The sequence below is a fragment of the Sulfurospirillum sp. E15m genome (assembly GCF_059415145.1).
Genome location: NZ_JCAHZS010000010.1, coordinates 96,779 through 116,714, shown reverse-complemented (window position 1 = coordinate 116,714; position 19,936 = coordinate 96,779). Strand labels below are relative to the sequence as shown.

General features: G+C 37.5%; 19 protein-coding genes. 14 read left to right on the top strand and 5 right to left on the bottom strand.

The genetic code is table 11. The features are described from left to right. The first annotated feature begins 79 nt into the window (after positions 1–79). Together AC5SLP_RS12915 and AC5SLP_RS12910 are read left to right on the top strand one after the other, a co-directional pair. On the top strand, positions 80–2,254 hold the full coding sequence (locus AC5SLP_RS12915) for a heavy metal translocating P-type ATPase (RefSeq protein WP_495255568.1): 2,175 nt from the start codon (positions 80–82) through the stop codon (positions 2,252–2,254). Positions 2,255–2,279: 25 nt separating this feature from the next. Then, complete coding sequence (locus tag AC5SLP_RS12910) at positions 2,280–2,486, top strand: heavy-metal-associated domain-containing protein (RefSeq protein WP_495255567.1); 207 nt, start codon at positions 2,280–2,282, stop codon at positions 2,484–2,486. Between the two features lie 110 nt (positions 2,487–2,596). On the opposite strand, the gene AC5SLP_RS12905 is transcribed toward AC5SLP_RS12910, so the two are convergent. After that, a complete protein-coding gene (locus tag AC5SLP_RS12905) occupies positions 2,597–3,802 on the bottom strand; it encodes an NnrS family protein (protein WP_495255566.1) in 1,206 nt (401 codons plus the stop codon). Beyond that, complete coding sequence (gene tpx, locus AC5SLP_RS12900; RefSeq protein WP_495255565.1) at positions 3,786–4,346, bottom strand: thiol peroxidase; 561 nt, start codon at positions 4,344–4,346, stop codon at positions 3,786–3,788. Before tpx ends, AC5SLP_RS12905 begins: the two co-directional genes overlap by 17 nt. Before the next feature lie 149 nt (positions 4,347–4,495). Between tpx and AC5SLP_RS12895 the strand changes: the two genes are divergently transcribed. Next, complete coding sequence (locus AC5SLP_RS12895; RefSeq protein ID WP_495255564.1) at positions 4,496–4,690, top strand: DUF1737 domain-containing protein; 195 nt, start codon at positions 4,496–4,498, stop codon at positions 4,688–4,690. On the opposite strand, the gene AC5SLP_RS12890 is transcribed toward AC5SLP_RS12895, so the two are convergent. Beyond that, on the bottom strand, positions 4,687–6,675 hold the full coding sequence (locus tag AC5SLP_RS12890; RefSeq protein ID WP_495255563.1) for an SH3 domain-containing protein: 1,989 nt from the start codon (positions 6,673–6,675) through the stop codon (positions 4,687–4,689). The two genes, AC5SLP_RS12895 and AC5SLP_RS12890, sit on opposite strands and share 4 nt — an antisense overlap. A 112-nt stretch (positions 6,676–6,787) precedes the next feature. On the opposite strand from AC5SLP_RS12890, the gene AC5SLP_RS12885 reads away from it, so the two are divergent. The 9 genes from AC5SLP_RS12885 (at position 6,788) to AC5SLP_RS12845 (ending at position 15,689) form a co-directional block, all read left to right on the top strand. Next, complete coding sequence (locus tag AC5SLP_RS12885) at positions 6,788–8,107, top strand: ATP-dependent DNA helicase (protein ID WP_495255562.1); 1,320 nt, start codon at positions 6,788–6,790, stop codon at positions 8,105–8,107. A gap of 59 nt (positions 8,108–8,166) precedes the next feature. Continuing rightward, complete coding sequence (locus AC5SLP_RS12880) at positions 8,167–8,682, top strand: hydrogenase-4 component G (RefSeq protein WP_495255561.1); 516 nt, start codon at positions 8,167–8,169, stop codon at positions 8,680–8,682. 10 nt (positions 8,683–8,692) lie between these two features. Further along, complete coding sequence (locus AC5SLP_RS12875; protein ID WP_495255560.1) at positions 8,693–9,190, top strand: flagellar basal body-associated FliL family protein; 498 nt, start codon at positions 8,693–8,695, stop codon at positions 9,188–9,190. Positions 9,191–9,334: 144 nt separating this feature from the next. Continuing rightward, positions 9,335–10,132: an AAA family ATPase gene (locus tag AC5SLP_RS12870; protein ID WP_495255559.1), complete on the top strand. Its 798-nt coding sequence runs from the start codon at positions 9,335–9,337 to the stop codon at positions 10,130–10,132. Continuing rightward, complete coding sequence (locus tag AC5SLP_RS12865) at positions 10,125–10,775, top strand: CDC27 family protein (RefSeq protein ID WP_495255558.1); 651 nt, start codon at positions 10,125–10,127, stop codon at positions 10,773–10,775. Before AC5SLP_RS12870 ends, AC5SLP_RS12865 begins: the two co-directional genes overlap by 8 nt. Next, positions 10,772–11,308 (top strand): hypothetical protein, encoded by a 537-nt coding sequence (locus AC5SLP_RS12860; RefSeq protein WP_495255557.1) that lies wholly within the window; start codon positions 10,772–10,774, stop codon positions 11,306–11,308. Before AC5SLP_RS12865 ends, AC5SLP_RS12860 begins: the two co-directional genes overlap by 4 nt. A 148-nt stretch (positions 11,309–11,456) precedes the next feature. Continuing rightward, on the top strand, positions 11,457–13,487 hold the full coding sequence (locus tag AC5SLP_RS12855) for an ATP-dependent helicase (protein WP_495255556.1): 2,031 nt from the start codon (positions 11,457–11,459) through the stop codon (positions 13,485–13,487). A gap of 63 nt (positions 13,488–13,550) precedes the next feature. Continuing rightward, positions 13,551–13,943, top strand: coding sequence for a rhodanese-like domain-containing protein (locus tag AC5SLP_RS12850; RefSeq protein WP_495255555.1), 393 nt, complete (start codon positions 13,551–13,553; stop codon positions 13,941–13,943). A gap of 9 nt (positions 13,944–13,952) precedes the next feature. Beyond that, the gene (locus tag AC5SLP_RS12845) at positions 13,953–15,689 is read left to right on the top strand and encodes a thioredoxin domain-containing protein (protein WP_495255554.1); all 1,737 of its coding nucleotides are present in this window, start codon (positions 13,953–13,955) and stop codon (positions 15,687–15,689) included. A gap of 101 nt (positions 15,690–15,790) precedes the next feature. Here the strand turns inward: AC5SLP_RS12845 and AC5SLP_RS12840 are convergent, their stop codons facing one another. Together AC5SLP_RS12840 and AC5SLP_RS12835 are read right to left on the bottom strand one after the other, a co-directional pair. Further along, positions 15,791–16,345 (bottom strand): hypothetical protein, encoded by a 555-nt coding sequence (locus AC5SLP_RS12840; protein WP_495255553.1) that lies wholly within the window; start codon positions 16,343–16,345, stop codon positions 15,791–15,793. Between the two features lie 66 nt (positions 16,346–16,411). Next, positions 16,412–18,247, bottom strand: a complete 1,836-nt coding sequence (locus tag AC5SLP_RS12835; RefSeq protein ID WP_495255552.1) for a DUF262 domain-containing protein — start codon at positions 18,245–18,247, stop codon at positions 16,412–16,414. 708 nt (positions 18,248–18,955) lie between these two features. Here AC5SLP_RS12835 and AC5SLP_RS12830 point away from each other — a divergent pair. Together AC5SLP_RS12830 and AC5SLP_RS12825 are read left to right on the top strand one after the other, a co-directional pair. Beyond that, positions 18,956–19,204: a phage integrase N-terminal SAM-like domain-containing protein gene (locus AC5SLP_RS12830; RefSeq protein ID WP_495255551.1), complete on the top strand. Its 249-nt coding sequence runs from the start codon at positions 18,956–18,958 to the stop codon at positions 19,202–19,204. 8 nt (positions 19,205–19,212) lie between these two features. After that, positions 19,213–19,920, top strand: a complete 708-nt coding sequence (locus AC5SLP_RS12825; RefSeq protein WP_495255586.1) for an integron integrase — start codon at positions 19,213–19,215, stop codon at positions 19,918–19,920. Positions 19,921–19,936 lie beyond the last annotated feature (16 nt).

Below are 19,936 nucleotides of genomic sequence, written 5' to 3'. Positions count from 1 at the left end.
GTAACGTGCAATTAGCCTTGTCCTTTCATCTTAGCACAAGGATTTGGGCGTTACAATGTCATAAAAAAGAGGACAAAATATGTCTCAAAATAATTTTGATTTAGATATTAAAGGAATGACGTGTGCAGCGTGTTCTGCGCGTATTGAGCGTGTTCTAAATAAAATAGACGGTGTTGAAGCAACGGTCAATTTAGCCGCAGAAACCGCACATATTACCTCTTCTAATCCTGAAATTGGGTTGGATAAAATTATTCAAACAATTGAAAAGACGGGATTTCAAGCTACAGAACTTATCAGTGTTGATCAAGAACAAAAAAGCATGGAAAAAGAACAAGAGTATCGCAAGCTTTTGATTGAATTTAGTATCGCCGCTGTTATTACCCTTCCATTTTTAGGGGAGATGATTTTTATGCTCATTGGCATTCATCCATGGCATTTACCTCCTATGGTACAACTTGTACTCGCAAGTATCATTCAGTTTTATGCGGGGCGTAAATTTTACAAGGGTGCGTATAAAAGCTTAGCGGGTGGCGGTGCCAATATGGATGTATTGGTGGTACTTGGTACGAGTGCCGCTTATATGTTAAGCCTTGCCGTGATGGTACTAGGACTTTCAGGGCATCTTTATTTTGAAGCGTCTGCTTCGGTGATTACTTTAGTGCTTCTTGGAAAACTGTTAGAGCTTCGCGCCAAAGCAAAGACGGGGTTTGCTATCGCTAAACTTCTGCACCTCCAGCCTAAAACAGCGTTTGTTGAAAGAGCGGGTGTTACGCAAGAAATCAGCATTGAAGATTTACATGTAAATGATATTTTTATTGTCAAAGCAGGGCAGAGTATTCCGACGGATGGTGTTGTTATTGAAGGACAAAGCTTGGTGGATGAATCCATGATGACGGGTGAAAGTTTGCCGGTGCTTAAGTCTCTTAATGACACGGTTGTTGGGGCGACTAAAAATGGTGATGGTATGCTCAAATGCAAAGCTACCAAAGTCGGCTCAGATACTTTTTTAGCTTCCATTGTCAAACTGATTGAAGAGGCGCAAGGCTCCAAAGCACCTATTCAGCGTTTAGCCGACACGATTGCAGGTATTTTTGTTCCTGTGGTTGTTGGTATCGCTACGGTGACACTGATTGCATGGTGGTTTATCAGCCATGATTTTGAGCTTTCTCTGATTAATGCGGTTGCTGTTTTAGTTATCGCGTGCCCGTGCGCTTTGGGTCTTGCAACACCGACAGCCATTATGGTGGGTGTGGGACGAGGTGCGAGCGAAGGTATTCTCATCAAAAATGCAGAAGTGCTTGAAAATGTCGGCAAAATCACAGCCGTTGTGTTTGATAAAACAGGAACACTGACTTATGCTGATATTAAGGTCAATACGGTGCTGAGTGAATATGCATTTTTACCAGAAAATGAGCTTTTAGCTTTAGCCGCAGCATTAGAAGAGGGCTCTAACCATCCGCTTGCTAAAGCCATCGTAAACGCTTCCAAGGAACATACTGATACTAAGGCGTATAACGTTACGAATTTTCAAAACTATTCAGGACGTGGCGTTTCAGGCGATAGCGAAGGTATCACCTATTATGCAGGGTCTATGCATTTTATTACGCAGATGACAGGTATGCAACCAAGCGCAGAAGCAGAAGGGCTTTTACATTCAGGCAATAGCATCGTCGCACTTTCAACGTCAAAAGAGATTTTAGGTTACATTGCACTAAGCGATACGATTCGAGAGAGTGCAAAAGAGGCTATTTCTAAGCTTCAGGCTAAAAACATCGAAGTCTATATGCTCACAGGCGATAACCGTATCAGCGCACAAGCTGTGGCAGATTCTTTAGGATTAAAGCACGTTCTTGCCGAAGTTCTACCTTCTGAAAAAGCCGATAAAATTGCGCAGCTGAAACAAGAAGGATATTTTGTCTGCATGGTGGGCGATGGTATCAACGATGCACCAGCTCTTGCGCTTTCGGATGTTGCCATTGCGATGGCACAAGGCTCTGACATTGCGATTGAGAGTGCGGACCTTATTTTAACCAAAAATGACCCTATTAATGTTCTTCATGCTATTGATCTTTCGCGCGCTACCCTGTCAAAAATTAAGCAAAATCTCTTCCTCGCTTTTGTGTATAATACATTAGCCATTCCCTTAGCCTTTTTAGGAATGCTGAGTCCTGTCATCGCAGGAGCGGCAATGGCTATGAGCTCGGTCTCGGTTGTGAGTAATTCACTGTTACTCAGACATTGGAAAGTAAAATAAAAAAATCACATAATAAGGAAAAAATATGGCAACAATCACACTGGTTGTAAAAGGTATGAGTTGTATGGGATGCGTTAAGAGTGTCAAAGGGGTACTTGAAGCGATTAAAGGCGTTAAAAGTGTTGATGTCGATCTTGCAAGTGGAAAAACTATTGTCGAATACGACATGCCAATGGACGTAACTCTTTTTGATAAAGCCATTGAAGAAGCAGGTTTCGAGGTCGTTTCATAAATTTGAAATTCTGGCACGACTTACGCCAAGCCCTCTTTGGCAGAGTGTCACACGTCATTCCCACGTTTTACATGTAAAAAGACGAGCCCTTTATGGACTCGTCTTAAACGTTATTTTTCAAATAAAATATGAAGGTAACGTTTCGACCACAATGCAAAAACAACAATCCAAAGCCCTGCCGCGGTTAATAGGGCATGTGCATAGCCAAACTGTGGAAAAATCCCTGCAAAAATACGCATTAAAGTCATCAGTTGTATCAGTCCAAAGAGTATTTGTGCATAAAGGTCTGCTTTGGGAGTTCTTCCTGAATGCCCTAGAACGATGCGTGTGCCAAATCCAATTAAAATCGTCGTAAAATACCCAAGTGCTATCGCGTGTAACGGTGCTTTTTCCATAAAAATGGGCATACCCATTAAAAGCGAAATGTCTTGGATACTATAGAGTGCAAATCCCACAGGTGCCCACCAAAGGGAGAGAAACAACACGCCTAAAATCGCAGGTGCTTTGCTATACGGGAGCTTCCATTTAAAAAGCTCATACGTTAAAATCAATGTTAAAGCACCATTCGCCACAAAGGCATTGATAGCCAAAAATTCTAAGCCCACCTTTAAAACAAGTGCACCCATAAGTAAGGGAATAAAAGAGCTGCTTTTATTGATGGTGTATCCTACAATCGCATTAGCCGTAAAGAATGGAATCATCTTTTGCGATACAACGATAACAATTAAGAACAAATACAGAAAAAACCCTATACTCAATGCAAGCGAATAGGTTGGTATGAACGCATCTACAATAAACAAGAGATGTGAAACCCCACCCAATGCAAAAGCACGGAGCATCCATGTGGTATCTTTTTTATTGGCCACGGGAATAGTGCTTTTGGTTTGAATGGCTAAGAGAATTTGACACAATTTAATATACCCAATGCCAATCACCATCATGCCTATTGTGGCGTAAAGTTGTGAAATAAACGTAAGCGCAATAAATAAAACTGCACCACCGTTAATCCACCATGCGACAGGCACATACGTCTCTTTTTTTGGAGAAGGCTGTGCTAAGTAGCGCGGAAAAGTTGTCAGCAAAAAGCCTGCGAAAAATTGCGTAAACACAATAAACATAAACGCATAACCATGATAAAGACCTGTACTGACATTTAATGCGATAACGCCCGTGTAATTGAGCATTAAAAGAATGATAAATAAGAGTCCTTGCACAACGCCTGTAAAGAAAAAGAGGCGATGTGGCTGGGCAACTAGGTTCTGTAACGCCGTCGTTTTAGGCGGAGGAGGTGGGGTTAAACTACTGACAAAAACCACAGCAACTAGCCCCCCTGTTTCCAGCGTCGATGGCAGCTTGTAGTGCCTCGCTATAATTTGGTTCTTCCGTAATTTCTGGAACAATCTGTTTATAGACGATTTTTCCATCTTTACTAATGACAAAAATGGCTCTGGCACACAATCCTTGTAATGCACCTTCCCCAATTAAAATACCATATGCTTTCGCAAACGCTTTGTCTCTAAAGTCACTCGCAACACTTAAGTTTTCAATGCCTTGTGTATTACAAAATTTAGCATTTGCAAAGGGTAAATCCATCGAAATAATCGTCGTATCAATCGTGTCATATTGGGCGACTTCTTGATTAAAGCGTCTTGCTTCTGCACTACAAACGGGTGTATCTAAAGAAGGTACAGCGATAAGAAGTTGCGCTTTGTTGCCTTCTAATCCAACCATTTTATCTTGCAAGTCAGGTGTCACAACTTTGATGATAGGCGCAGGATTGCCCACCTCTTGGAATTTTCCTTCCAATTTTACAGGGGTTCCTTTCAAAGCCGTTTTATCTATTTTTGCGGTAAATGTCATCTCATTCCTTTCCATTGTTTTTATATGAGAGACATTTTATCTGATTTAAAAAACAAAAACCTTGATTTAAATCTATACTTTTTGAAATTTTTTTACATGTAAAGTATGAAACATGATACACTTTTGCTAAAAAATGAAAGGAGCATGCAATGATTCAGTACAAATTCATTACAGGACCCGATGATTCGACATTTTGCGCGAGAATTACGGAGTTTTTAAATAATGGCTGGAAACTTTATGGAAGCCCAACGATGAGTTTTGATGGCAAAACGATTATTGCTGGGCAAGCTATCATCAAAGACGATGAAGAGAACGAAGAGAGCGTTTGTTGTGGTCTAGGTTAGTCGATACTCTCAAACAACTCAGGTCGGTACTCAAAGTGCATGGTATCGTAGTGGTACCATCTTCCTCCCCAAATAAAGCCGTATTTTTCAAAAATATCGACGATTTTTTGAGGAAACTCATTTTTATATTGGTAGGTTTTATCCCATCGCCAGTAGCTTGAGTAGTGTGTATCTAAGTCAATGGCGATGCCATAACTGTGCGCACTCAGACGGTTTGTGCCTGCGATTTTACGAAAATAGTACGTGCCATCCACTTTTTTAAGATACTTTATATACTCTTCAGGCAAAGCATCAAGCTCATCAGAAACTTTTTGCAGTTGCGCGCTTGCATTTTCGTTTTTATTAAAATAGATTTTTTTACCGCCGTGTTTTGGAAGCCAGTTAATACTGACTAAATTTTTTTCAATCTCACTTTTGGTTAAACCATAGAGTTTTTTCAAAAATGCATCGTTTCGGAATCGACCCGGGTCATCATTTAATGCAGGTGCGCTAATCGGTGTAAATGCTGGGTATTTTTGCGTAAATTGGTCTTCAATGTCGGCATTTGCAAGTAGCTCATCAAAACTTTTAACTTTTTTGTCATCATAAAGAAGAGAGCTTCCATCCATAAAGAAAACGGTATTATCGTGAATGGATTTGACACTAGGGTATTTTGAAACAAGGTTGTTGCTTTTGGTATTGGCAGGTTTTACAAGAATGCCTTCAACACGACTAATCAATAGACCTTTTTGTGGAACATTGGGCAATCCTTCGCCTACATGTAAATCTGAGATAATGGCTTTGCCGATGACATTTCGACCTTCCATACCGTTTTCTACGGTTCTGACTCCCCAGATGTTTTGCATCACAACGGGTTTATGGTCAATCTCACCCGCATAGAGCATAATATGCCCTTTGAGGTAGATAAGGCTTAAAAAGGCAATACCGTGTTTTAAAATCATCGCTTCTTTCTCCTGTGGGGATAAATCTTTAAGGCTAATATATTCGCCAAAGCTCTTTTGGGCTGCGGAATTTCTAGGAATCCATACTCCAAAAGGTGCCAAAAAATCACGCGTCATAGCAGAACAATCACGGTTAGCCAAGTACCCACCCCAGCCATATTTTTCACCTAAAAGTTGGTCGCCAATTTGAGTGATATTGTCTTGACTAAAAGAAAGAGGCACTTTTTTTGCAAATGCTTTTGGAATCATCAGTGTCATTTTATGCGCTAAAAAATCAGCATCTTTGGTATACGTAAACGCATGATAGAAATTATCATCTTCTCCACTAATAGGAAAAATAGCACCAATCTTGGCATACGTTATAAAATACTGCTTTTCATTGTAAAGAGGCACATTATCGGTTGTGATGGCAATCTTTTGCGCATCAATGAAAGAGGTACGCTCTTTGGCATCTAGCCATACAAAGCTATGACTTGGAATCCAGCCTGAAGCAAATGAACTCTCCACAAACGCCCATGCACCATCTCGCGTGTAGTGTGACACCAAAATAGGCTCTGCAATATGGATACGAGAGGTTTGCAAGTAGTCAAACGGATAACCCTCTCCTGGCAGTGTTGTTTTTTTAAAAAATGGCTTTTGTGTCGGTAGGTTTCGCATCTGTTCATTTTGAATCATAATGGCATGCGCATTGATGCTTCCATACGCTTCAAAATTGGTACTGTGGATGATAGCATCAATCTCGTCATCTGCAATCAGTTGAAGGTTTTCACCGTAATAGCGTCCTTTAATGCCATACGATTTGGTAGCCCATGATGCGTCATCTTTTTTGTTGATCATATGCGTGCGAAACCAAGGCGAGTAGTAACGGTATGTAAAATCATCTTGTGCAATGCTCGCAACAGAGATTGCTTGTGCGGCAAGTGCATCAACGTGTTGCGGATAATTTAAAAGTTTTGCAGGTACAGGTGTTTGTATATCTTTTGTTGAACATCCGACAAGGAGAAAAAGTATACTCATAGAGACAATAATATTTCGTAATGACATAATGCAAGCCTTAACTTTTGTAAATGCTATAATACCCAAAACAACTATTAGACTTGCTTGTCTTATACGATAACGCTTACACACTTTGTCTAATACCATGAAAGAAGTGACCTTGAATTTAGCCCATAATGTCATAGATATTTTAGAAAAAAACAATGTTTTACTCACCGGTGGTGCAGGCGTTGGAAAAAGCTATCTGGTGGGTGAAATTGTCACCAGTTTGCGAAAAATAGGCAAACAAATCGTTGTACTAGGAAGTACAGGGGTGAGTGCTGTGAATGTTGGAGGACAAACTCTGCACAGTTTTTTTGCTTTTGGTATCTGCAATCACCTCGATGAATTGAGTCGTCATGATCGTTATGCTAAAGCCAGACTGTCAGAAATCAAAAAAGTACTGACAAGGTGTGATTTATTAATTATTGATGAAATCAGCATGGTTTCGGCTGATTTACTCGATATGATGTATTATCGACTGCGTAACGCTGGATTTGAAGGTAGTGTGCTGTTTGTCGGTGACTTTTTTCAATTACCTCCTGTTTCAAAAGCTAAGGAAAACACGCTTTGGGGAGGCTTTGAGTACGCATTCGAAAGCAGTTCATGGCAAGCTTTTGAGCCAATTATTGTAGAACTCACCATTACCAAACGAACGCAAGATACGGCATTTTTTTCAATTTTAAGCAAAATAAGACGAGGCGTTTTGGATGATGAAACCAAAGAATACCTTGAAACATTACGCCACAATGTGCATGTATGGGATGATGACCCAACCGTTTTATTTGGGCGTAACAAGGAAGCAGAAGCGCTTAATATCCGAAGGCTTATGGAACTTGAGAGTGAACCGATAGTCTTAAAAGCCAAAGAAAATGTGCATGAAAAAACGTTACATGTCAATAAAATAGAGAGTTGGAAAAATGCGTTACCAATCCCCGTTGATTTGACGCTAAAAATTGGCGCAAAGGTACTTTTTTGCACGAATAAATGGGGAAAGTATTATAATGGTGAAGTCGGTATTATACGTGCAATTGACGCTGATGTTGTGCTCGTGGAGAAAAAAGGCGAGCTCGTAAAAGTTGAACGCCAAGAATACACACTTCACGACACAGTCGTTATGGGTGGCGAAGTCCAAGAAAAGCCTTTAGTTTCCATTGAGCAATTTCCGCTAAAACTCGCATATGCGATTACCATTCACAAGTCTCAGGGGATGAGTATCGATTCCTTGGTGTGCAATATCAATAACATCTTTGAAAAAAGCCAATTTTATGTTGCGATTTCCCGAGCGCGCTACCCTCAATCTCTGATGCTAGAGTATTCGTATCAACGCTTTTTTGAGCATTTAGCACGGTGTGTTCAAGTCTCTCCCAAAGTAGGGGAGTTTTATCAAAAAAGTACGATTTTAAAGTTGGAAGAGCAACCAAACGATTCACTTTTTTAAGGAATTGGACGATTTACATGTAAAGCAAGAATCATGCTATTTCATCGAGGGGGAAAAGGATGAACTTAGAAATTTCATATGAGAAAATGGGTGTATTAACCTATACTCAACAAAGTAACAGTAATGGTTCAGAAGTTGGTCTCAATACCAAAAAAACAGCTCGCGATATTATTAACAGCTATATAGCGCAATATCAATCCGATGTTTTTTCAAAAACAGGGGAAGAGTTTGGTTCGCAAGCTCAAAGTTTTAGTGTTGCGGCTACTGGTTATACCGGAAAACCTATTGCGCAACTGACACAAAGTGAAGCAAAAGATTTGGTCTCAGAAGATGGGTTTTTTGGCATTTCTCAAACGAGTGGACGTATTGCAGATTTTGTGATTAATGGTGCAGGAAGCGATTTAGAAAAACTTCAAGCAGGACGTTCTGGCATGTTGCAAGGCTTCAAAGATGCCGAACGGATATGGGGTGAAAAATTACCTGAAATTAGTTATACTACGATGCAAAAAGCACTCGAAAAAGTAGATGCGAGAATCGCAGAGCTTGGTGGACAAGTGCTTGATACAACGGTATAAAAAGGTTAAAATGCGCTATCTTTGGTGGGTTGTTGTACTTTTACATGTAAATCTTTTTGCAGAGACATTGGTGTTAGAGCATTTTCACGCCAATGTCTTCTCCAAAGTCGATAAAAGGCCTGTGGATATAACACTCGGAATGATTTTTGAAGGCGATGAAGTAAAGCATTTAGAGTATAAAGTCATTGACGCACTGAATATCGTGATAGGAAGTTATTACGCAGAAGATTTAGTAACCTCACGCGGAAAAGAGTTGTTAAAAGCTACATTGATTGCGTATGCTAAAAAAACACACTCCCTGACAATCGATACAATTTATATCAAAGAATTAACGGTTAAGACCAATCCTAGCACACAAGAAATTGTGGATGCTTTGAAAAAAGAAGGAGTGTTCTCTCAACAACACTCCAATGCCGCACCAAAACAGCAACAACTTCCTCAGCTCAACCTTGCGCCGCCACTTCCTAAAAGGTCATTGTTACCAGAAGAAAACGCTGTTAATTTTTAATGGTGATGGGAAAGTGAGCGCATCTTTTGGCTCCTAAGCCTTCTTTCATTGTAAGAGATACTAATAATTAAAGCTTACACACTAAATGGTTTCATAATATGCTAAAATAAAGAAAAACCAAATATAGACGTGCAAAGAGTATGAATGAGAGATTTTGAAGCCGCGAAAGAGCTTTTTAAAGATTGTATTGATCCTTCATTTTATTTTGATAGCATCAGCGCTGAAATCGCACGCACCAAGCTGATTGAATCTATTGGAAATAGTGCTATCCCACTGATTTTTATCGTAGGAGACCCTGGTGTTGGCAAAAGCCATATTATGCGTGTGATGCACCATGCAACGGCTATACGTTCCATCAGTGTTTTTATTGAACATCCTTTTTTTGACCCACGTGATTTGTTTAAGTTGATGTATGAGGCTCGTGGCATGATTTTTGATAGAACAAAAACACGAGCAGAGTACCTTGAAGAACTTTTTGAAGCGTATGCAGGTACCCAATGTACCGTTTTTATTGATGAAGCACAACTGCTCAATGACGATCAGTTTGAATTGATTCGCATCCTTGGCGATATGAAACTGTTTCAGTTTGTCTTAGCTATGCACAAAGATGAAGGTCTAGTTTTATTGCAAAAGAAACAATTTAAAACACGCAGTAAGTTGGTCATCGAATACGGTAATCTCGAGGAAAAAGAAGTTTTACGCTATATTCACACGCTCTTGATGTCACAAACCCATGGCGAAATTGCATTGTTATTTTCTAAAAGCGAGGCAAAGGCCATTGCTCGTTATACGCATGGGAATTTTCGCACCATTAAAAAATTTCTCTATACACTAATGAAGTTACTCCTGTTTGCGCAAAAAAATAATTTGTCTAAATACCGAAAAATCAATAGCTGTCTTTTAGCGATGACAGCACTAGACATAGGTCTTATTCATGACTAGTACTCATTTTGTCTCTTTAGAAAAGCGATGCCAAAAACTTAAAAAAGCACGCATTATGCGCATTGTTTTTTTTATTTCAATTCTATTCTTATCAGCCTTTGGCGTGTTCTATTTTTACCATCAATCTCATAAGCCTGAACACATCTTCGTTGCTGAAAAGCCAATCGTAGCGCCACCTGCTACGGTAAGTCCAAAACCTGTTGAGCGCGTGGAAATACCGGCGATTGAAGATAATGTAACCATTGAAGCCGTTCAAAAAAAAGAAGATGTTCTGTTCTTGGGTGTTCATGGATTAATGCCAAAAATAGCCAAATTGTCAGAAGAAGAGTCCCAAGAGGCTATGCGCTCCTTAAAACAAGAACATGAGCTTTTAAATCAGTTTAAAGCGCTACAAAATTATGAGAACGCATTTGCTTTAGCACAATTTTATTTCAACCTAAAATCCTATCAAGAAGCCATTGCATGGGCAAAAAAAGCAAGTCAATTGGATACCCATTCTGATAAACCGCGTATCTTATATGCCAAGGCAAAGTTTTATTTGGGGCAAAGAAGTGAGGCTATAAGCTCTTTAGAACTTTTTTTAAGTTATATTAAGTCAGAAGAAGCTCAAGAGCTTCTAAATTTTTACAAAGGACAAGAATGAAATTATTAGTGGTAATGTTGAGTTTCTTTTGGAGTTCTCTGTATGCGTATTCGTATAACGATGTCTTACGTGATTATGAAGCAAAAAATTTTGAAAAAGTATGTAATGATGGTGCAGCTTTATACTTGAAAAATGAAAAAAATGAGCAAATACTCGTTGCGATTGGTGATGCTTGTGCGAGAGTTGATTCTATTAACCCTCTTGGCAATATCGTTAAAAATTTGATTAGCACGAAAGAGTATCGCGAAAGCGGTTCTTACTTCGCAACGCTGATTCTTCAAAAAAAATTGATTTATGAATTCATGCTCGATAATATTAACATCAAAGAACTGACTCTCCCTCGTACAAATCATGTCCTCTCTCGTGTGTTTGAACAGCTTTCAAAAGGAAATTATAAAACAGGTGAGAACGGCATTGAAATCAGTACGGAAGAGATGGATTATCTGTTATGGCTCTCAAAAGATGAACCAAAAAAAGTCTATATTGATGAAAATAAAAATGGAAAATTGGTAAAACGCCACTGGTATCTTTAACCTTTTTTCATTCCATTTTTACGCTTTTATAGCAACCTTTTTCTGGTTAAGCTTGCCAAAGGCAAAGAATCCCATTTCCTGTTTTACTTTGCTTTAGGGTGTTTTTGACTACAATTTCGCCTCTAAAGTTTTTTTCTCTAGGATTATAATGCCCCTTAGCCGACTCAATACCGAACAAAGAAGTGCAGCCACTGCACCATTAGGACACAATCTCATTATTGCGAGTGCTGGAACGGGTAAAACTTCAACCATTGTTGCAAGGCTTGCGTATTTATTGCAACATGGCATCGCCCCTTCCAAAATATTACTCCTCACATTTACCAATAAAGCCGCTGCTGAAATGATTGAGCGAATAGGCGTTTTTTTTGATAAATCTGTTACGTCACAAATCGAATCTGGAACGTTTCATGCCGTAAGCTATCGGTTGCTCAAAAAAATGGGTTCCAATATTGTTCTCAAACAGCCCAAAGACTTAAAAATTTTGCTCAAGAGTATTGTTGAGCGAAGACGATTTGACCATATTGATTCAGGCGTGAAAGCGTACAGCGCTGCTTATTTGTATGACCTTTTTTCACTGTATCAAAACAGCACCGTGACATTAGGTTTTACGGAGTGGTTGGAAGAAAATGACAGCGATCATGGCGTTTTCTTCGATATTTATGAAGATATTTTTGAAGAGTTTCAAGCACTCAAGCGTGAATTTGGTTATGTTGATTTTAATGATTTACTTATTTTTATGCGTGAATCTCTGAAAAAAAACGACACTGTCTCTTTTGATGAAGTGCTCATTGATGAATACCAAGACACTAACACCTTGCAAGGCTCTTTAATCGATGCCTTTCGCTCACGTTCCCTGTTTTGTGTTGGGGATTATGACCAGAGTATTTATGCGTTTAACGGTGCAAATATTGATATTATTGGCTCTTTTGCAACGCGATACCCTGATGCCAATGTCTTTACGCTCAATAAAAATTACCGTTCCTCCCATAAAATTCTTTCCTTAGCCAATCGTGTTATTGAAAAAAATCCTAGACTGTATGAAAAACGTTTGGAAGTGACACGTGATGGGGCATTTGAAGCGCCAAAGCTTCTCATTTATGATGAATTGTTTTCTCAATATCAGTCTATTTCATCTTTGATTAAACACTCGAATTATCCCCATAATGACATAGCCGTCATTTTTCGTAATAATTCCAGTGCCGATGGCATCGAAGCTACACTGAGGGAACAAGGAATTACATGTAAACGCAAAGGGGGCATCAGCTTTTTTGATGCGGCTGAAGTTAAAGCCATGCTTGATCTTGTTGGGGTTGTTGTAAATCCCAAAGATATGATGGCATTTATCCATACGTTTGAATACGCAAGAGGTGTGGGAAGTTCGCTTTCCAAAGAGCTTTTTGACGGACTTTTTAAACTAGGCGAGGGCAATATTTACCAAGGGTTTTTTCATCCGAAAGACAATGTCGAAGATTTATTTAAAAAACGTCCTAAAAACCATCAATTAGGGCTTTTTGACGATATTATCGACCTTGGCAGTGTCAGTCGCTTTTATAGTTTGGGATTTGAAGAGCTCTTTTTATCAAGCCCCATTTTAAAGCACCCTAAATTAACGGTGGACGGTGCAAAATTTTTGCATGCGTTTTATAAATTTATGAAACATGCCATACGCATTAAAAACCCGCAAAGTCTCATCAATCATGTGATAAGTTCTGAAGTCTTTAGCGCTGTTGCAGAAGTTTTAGCCGTGAAACGTTCTATTAAAAAAGATGGCAGTGTGGATGAAAAGCAAAAACAAGAAGCCCGCGCGCGAATTTTTAGAAAAGGGCATTTACTAAAAGACTTGGCAAGTTCTTATGCCTCCAGTGAGCGTTTTTTAAATGCTTTGACCCTTGGAAGTAATGAAATGAGCGAAGGTGAAGGAGTCAATTTGCTCAGTATTCATGCCAGTAAGGGGCTTGAATTTAAAGAAGTCTATGTCATCGATTTAATGGATGGGCGCTTCCCAAATCGTAAATTGATGCAAAAAGGTGGAAGTCTTGAAGAAGAACGTCGCCTTTTTTATGTGGCAACCACTCGTGCTAAAGATATGCTCTATCTCTCCTATGCCAAATACGACAAAATCAAAAAAATCACCTATACGCATTCTCCTTTTTTAGTTGAAGCTGGAATGGTACATTAAGATTTAAAGCCTCTTCTTACATAAAAGGGATAAAATAACTCTTAAAAATCATAGGGGTTATTTATGCGTATATGGGGCTCTCTTTTACTCTTCTTCGCAACATGCTTAATGGCTGAAGTTCGCACTATGGAAGCAAGTACAGCTGTTGTCAATAGCGGTATTCAAATCATTGATATTAGAACACTTCCTGAATGGAAAGAGAGTGGTCTCGTCAAAAATGCAATTCCAATCACCTTTTTTGATACGGCAGGACATTATGACACAGAAGCGTTCCTCAAAGAACTTAACAAACACGTCACTAAAGAAAAAGAGTTTGCCCTCATTTGCCGTACAGGCAATCGCACCACTGCTGTCTCAGATTTTTTGTCAAAGCAAGGCTATAAAGTTATCAATCTTACAGGAGGCATGAATCGTTTAATGTCTCAAGGCTACATTCCAGAGCCTTACCACCCATAGGAAATACCAATGCATACCAATGAACTCATTCATGAAGACTCACCGTATCTTTTGCAACACGCACACAATCCTGTAAACTGGATGGCATGGAGTGATAAAGCGCTTGCCAAAGCCAAAGAAGAAAACAAGCTTATCTTTCTTTCCATCGGATACAGCACCTGTCATTGGTGTCATGTGATGGAGCGAGAAACGTTTGAAGATGAGATGAGTGCTAAAGTGCTCAATGACTCTTATGTGAGCATCAAAGTGGACCGTGAAGAGATGCCAGACCTTGATAAATACTACCAAGACGTGCATTATCTGCTCACCCAGCGTTCTGGTGGATGGCCGCTCAGCATTATTATGACTCCCACACAACAAGTCATTTTTGCAGGAACGTATCTGCCACCACAAAGTGCTCATGGGCGTATGGGATTTAGGGAGCTTACGAGTTTTATCAAAGGCAAATTTGACGATGATTTGGCCGAAATTCAAAAAAGTGCGCAAAGCATCGAAGCTGCTATTAAGCACTATGAGCGCAGTTTTGAGCAAAAAGAGAGCATTCATGCAGGCACGGTCATTGAAACGTTTGTGAGCAAAGTAAAGGCGAGCTATGACGAGGTTTCCAAAGGCATTGGCAGTGCGCCCAAGTTTCCCCATGCTTCGACGTGGAATGCCCTTTTAGATATTTATCACAAAACGGGCAATCTTGAAGCGTTATACATGAGCGAAGATGCCTTGAATGCGATGGCACGAGGTGGTATCTTTGATCAAATTGAAGGTGGCTTTTACCGTTACAGTGTCGATGAGAACTGGATTATTCCGCATTTTGAAAAGATGCTTTACACCAATGCCGAACTCATCGAAGTCTATGCTAAAGTATTTAAAATCACGCAAAAACCTTTCTTTCAAGAGGTGATTGACACAACTATCGAAGCGATGGATGAGCGGTTCTTAAAAGAGGGACTCTACCTCAGTGCCAGTGATGCTGACAGTGAAGGAGAAGAGGGCAAATACTTTGTTTTTGGATTTGCACAGGCTAAAGAGGCTCTTTCAAAAGGAGGGCTGAACGAAGCCGAAGTCAAAGTGGTGATGGACTATTTTGGCATCACGAAGTTTGGCAACTTTGAGCATCAAACCACCAATCCAATTCTTACATGTAATGAAAAACCTTCTCGGTTGGACGAAGCCGTTGTGATTTTGAAAGAGCTACGTCAAAAGGTAGCGTATCCGTTTATCGACACCAAAATTTTGACCGCGTGGAATGCGTTGATGGTCACGGCACTTTTTGAGGCAGATAAGGTTGAAAAAGCAAAAAACGTGCTTGATACACTTTTGAAATCTTTACATGTAAACGGTGTTTTGTACCACCAAATGGTTTTAGGCGGTAGTTTGAAAGTGGAAGCATTGTTGGAAGATTATGCCTTTTTGATTGAAGCTTTACTGCAAGGATATACCCATACGAAAGAGGCGCAGTATTTAGCTTTAGCAAAGACATTGAGCCATGAAGCGGAGCAGAAATTTTATAAAGAAGAGACGTGGTATCTCTCCGACAAAGCGTTTCGTGCCAAAGCCGTTTTGGAAGACAACAGCTACAAAAGTCCGCTTTCAACGATGATCAAAAATCTTTTTGAATTAGCAAAGCTTGAAGATGACACTGCACTATTTATTCGAGCGAAAGATATGTTGGAGAGTTTTGGAGCTGGTATTCAAAAGTACGCTCACGCATACCCTGAAGCAGTGAGGGCAATCACACTTTACATGTAAAACGTTAAAAGATTAGTCCTTTTTTTCTCTAACGTTTAAAATGAGCAATCAAAAAGCCGCTTACGGGTTTTTGATTGCTCTCCTTTGATTTGTTAAGGTCTTTATTCGTAGCTTGTGACAAATTTATTAAAGGTATCTATTGACTCCTTGTAACCAGTTTCTGTTCTAGAACTAAGAACAAATACAAGGTAATACTCGTTTTGATCTCCGTCTATTTCTTCGGAATATGCTATTTGTTCCCAATTACCTTTTCCACTTGGCTTGAATTGGTATGACGTGAAATTTCTCCCTTTGTTATCTTTTAGAGTTTCTGACTGCCTAATAGAAAACGATGGGTTGTCACTGAGAAAATCAGCTTTGTCTTTTTCAATAAACTGTTCAATGTTTTTTGTATCAGGAACTGCAGGCTTGTACATTGCTCTTGCGTATACGACTACTTCAGCATTTGAGAATGTAAAACCAGTTGGCGCTTGCGTATTCATTCGGTAATGATAACTATGCGACATGTCTTGTTGCCAACCTGACACTTCTTTTAGTTTAGGCCACCAAAAAAAACAAAGCTGATTGGAGTCATCGCAAACTTTTGCTTCACGATAAATTTCTGCATTCACATTCAAGGAAAACAGAACAGCACAGACAAACATGATCTTTTTCATTTATAGCCTTAACGGTTGACTTCACCGACAGCTTGCTGTTCGGTGCTAGGTTTTGTTATACATTTTTTATTTTATTTCATAAAGTTCATAAAATTTTTCAGTTATAACCTTAAACCTATTCTTAAGAAAATTAATGTAATTTTCACTTGTAAAATCAGTTGTCACAAAATCTAGATCAGTTTTATTTGTAAAAGAATATCCCTCAATATGTGTTAATTCAATTTCAGCTTGCTCTTTTGTTTTTTCTTCTTGATCAATCAATTTATTATAATGTTCATAATAGGTTTCATCCCCTTTTTTTCTATTTAAAGTACTATCAAGTAAACATAAGTTAGGAAAAGCGCTTATTGGTAAACCTATATCACTTGCTATTGTTTTTAATCTACCAACAGGCACTAAATGTTCAATATCAAATGATTTATCTGATAATTCTTCATAAGCAGAAAGTGTATATGTGTATAAATATTTATAAAAAAGAATAGAACTATCTTTTATATTAACTCTTATTTTTTCTTTTTTTAGTAAATCGTTTTCTAACAATTCTTCAAAAAGATTCTCCCATTGTTTTTTACTAATTGCATTTTCATATCGATCAGAGTTAATTAAGCTAAATGCTCTTGTATCTCCTGAACCTTTCCAAGATTCTTTTAGAATGTCATATAAATAATGAAATTTTATATTCTTTTTTAATTTTATTTTTGACTCTGCCCAAGTGTTTTTTTCTATCAATTTACTATCATAACGAGAATGGAATGCTTTTCCGATCATTGAAACTATTTGCATCTCTGTATGAACAATAGAAATTCTTTTTGTTGTATTCATTTTTAATGATATTTGTCCTTTTAGACAATCATTGATAAATTCAATAGAATTAAAGATACATTTCTCAAATTCATCAAGTTGATATTCTGCAAGATACTTAGGAAGAAGGTTCATTTCGCTAAATTGTTTTCCTAAACAAATATTTGTAATATTAAAACCTATAGAATCTTCCTGTTCAGATTTAGAATTATTAGAGAATAAATATGTATATTTATCTGCTAATAATTTTCCTAGTCCAAAAAGATATTCAAATTTAGAAAATTTTGTTGTATAGAATTTTTTTGATCCATCATAGTTTTCTATTTCATAACCTTCTTCAATTAATGATTCATATTTCTTTTTTATTTTGTCAATAATATCTGTATTAGAGATTGTAAACAATTCATAGTGTTGCCAAGCAGCTGCATAAATTTGATACTTACTTAATTGTGTTCCTCGTGAGTTAAGTCTTTCAAAAATAACGGGAAGATTTTCCTCTGGACCACTGTAAATCAAAATTGGAATTTCAAATGATGATATATTTGAATCATCTTTTATGCTTTCTAAATAAGGTACAAGTTTTTTTGTTACTTCTTTGACACCAGCTAAATCTTTTTCTAAATTTAATACTTCATTTAGATGGACAGATAATTCAAATGAACTAAAACCTTTTGATTCTTCAAATCCTTTCAAACTTGTAATCCATTTTACAATGCATTCTGTTAAATCTTCTATCTCTACAGTATCGCCAACTAAGTTTTTTAGATCTATTATAGTTGAATCTTCAATATTAGTATTGTCAAAGAATAACTCACTAGTCGGTGCTTCAGAATACTGTTTCAAAGTGGTTGATCTTTGTAATCCATCAATCAAAGTGTAGAATGTAGTATTGCCTTCACTCTTTGTTTTATAGAGTAATAATGCTCCAATAGGAAACCCTTTTTTAATTGAATCAATAAATTCTTTTTTTTGATTAGGTTTCCATACTAAAGTTCTTTGAAATTTTGGAATTAAAATTTTATTCTTATTTGAACTATCAGTTATAGCATTTACTAAATCTTCTGCACTCCAATTATCAGTCTTTGTATGGTTTTTTATCATTTTTTTCCTAACTTATAAAATTTTTAAAATATTGTTTATATTTTGATTGTATAACGTTTAAAATGAGCTAATAAATTGCCCGTAGGGTAATTTATTGGCTCCACTGATTTGTTAACTACATTAGTTTGTGTCATTATCATAATGTTATTTGTTTAAGAAACAAAAACTATGAACTAATTTGTCGATACTTTTGGGAGATAACTCAGAGTATTTATCAGAAAGGTATTGTTTAAAGAGAGCCCCTGACTCACTAACTCTTTTTTGATTATCAGGAAACTCATTAACCTCTGAAATCAAAAATCCAATTATTTCTAAGTCAATAGAGTTCATCTCGTTGGGTAGCACAATATACGAATGTTTGCTAGATCGTTCTTGAATGATTATGTTAATTTCATCCCAATTAATTTTTGTGTTCATTATATTAACACCCTGCTTTTATTATTGTATAGATAACTATTTATTCAACGAACATTATATACAAAACAGTCTGATATACTTAAATAAATGAACATAAAAAATGTTCGTTTATTTAATAAAAATATTTCATAATGCAATATTTTAACTATTTTTTTACTAAATCTACTAAAATTTCTAAAATTTCAATGACTATTTAAAAATATTTTTGGCGTTATTTGAACATTTTGTCGTTTAAATAGCTGAAAAAAGTGTTAAATGCTCATTGTGTCGTTTAATTGTTAGGAGCTTATGATGAAGAAAAAACTACTCGATGTAGTTCGTGATAAGATACGATTTAAACACTACAGTATTTCAACAGAAAAAACTTATATTTTTTGGATTAAACACTATATTTTCTTTCATCAGAAGCGACATCCTTTAGATTTGGGCAAAAAAGAGATAGAAGATTTTTTGACTTTTTTAGCTGTAACAAAAAAAGTCTCACCAACAACGCAAAATCAAGCTTTTAGCGCTTTATTGTTTTTATATAGGGAGTTTTAGGTGTTGATATCAGTACTTGGAACATTCAAGCTTTAAGAGCACAAAAGAGAAAGCATATCCCTATGGTTCTTACGATAGATGAGGTGAAGAAGGTCATTTTCAACATGAAAGGTATCTATCAGCTTATGGTCAAGCTTATGTATGGATGCGGACTTAGGATGAGCGAGGTGCAAAATATCCGCATCAAGGACATTGATTTTGGATTTGATAAGATTTATATTTGGGATAGCAAATCGTTAAAAGATAGAACACTACCACTTCCTCATAAAATAAAAGATGAGCTTAAAATTCAGATTGAAAAAGTCAAAGAACTGCATCAAAAAGATTTGCAAGATGTTTTTGGTAGTGTTTACATCCCTTATGCACTAGAGAAAAAGTATCCAAAAGCTAAATTTGAGACCAAATGGCAGTATGTTTTTCCTATGGATAGTATCTCAACAGACCCAAGAAGCGGTGAGAAAAGAAGGCATCATATGCTAGATGCAACGCTAAGTAGAAACATAAAAAATGCCGTTATGAAATCAAATATAGACAAGAGGGTAACATCACACATTTTTAGGCACTCGTACGCTACACATCTTTTACAAAATGGTACAGATATACGCTCCATACAAGAACTTCTAGGGCACAAATCTGTTGAAACGACGATGATATACACACACGTTGTCAAAGAACTCAATAAAAATGGGATAAAAAGTCCACTGGATTTTGGGTAATCCTATTTTGAATAAA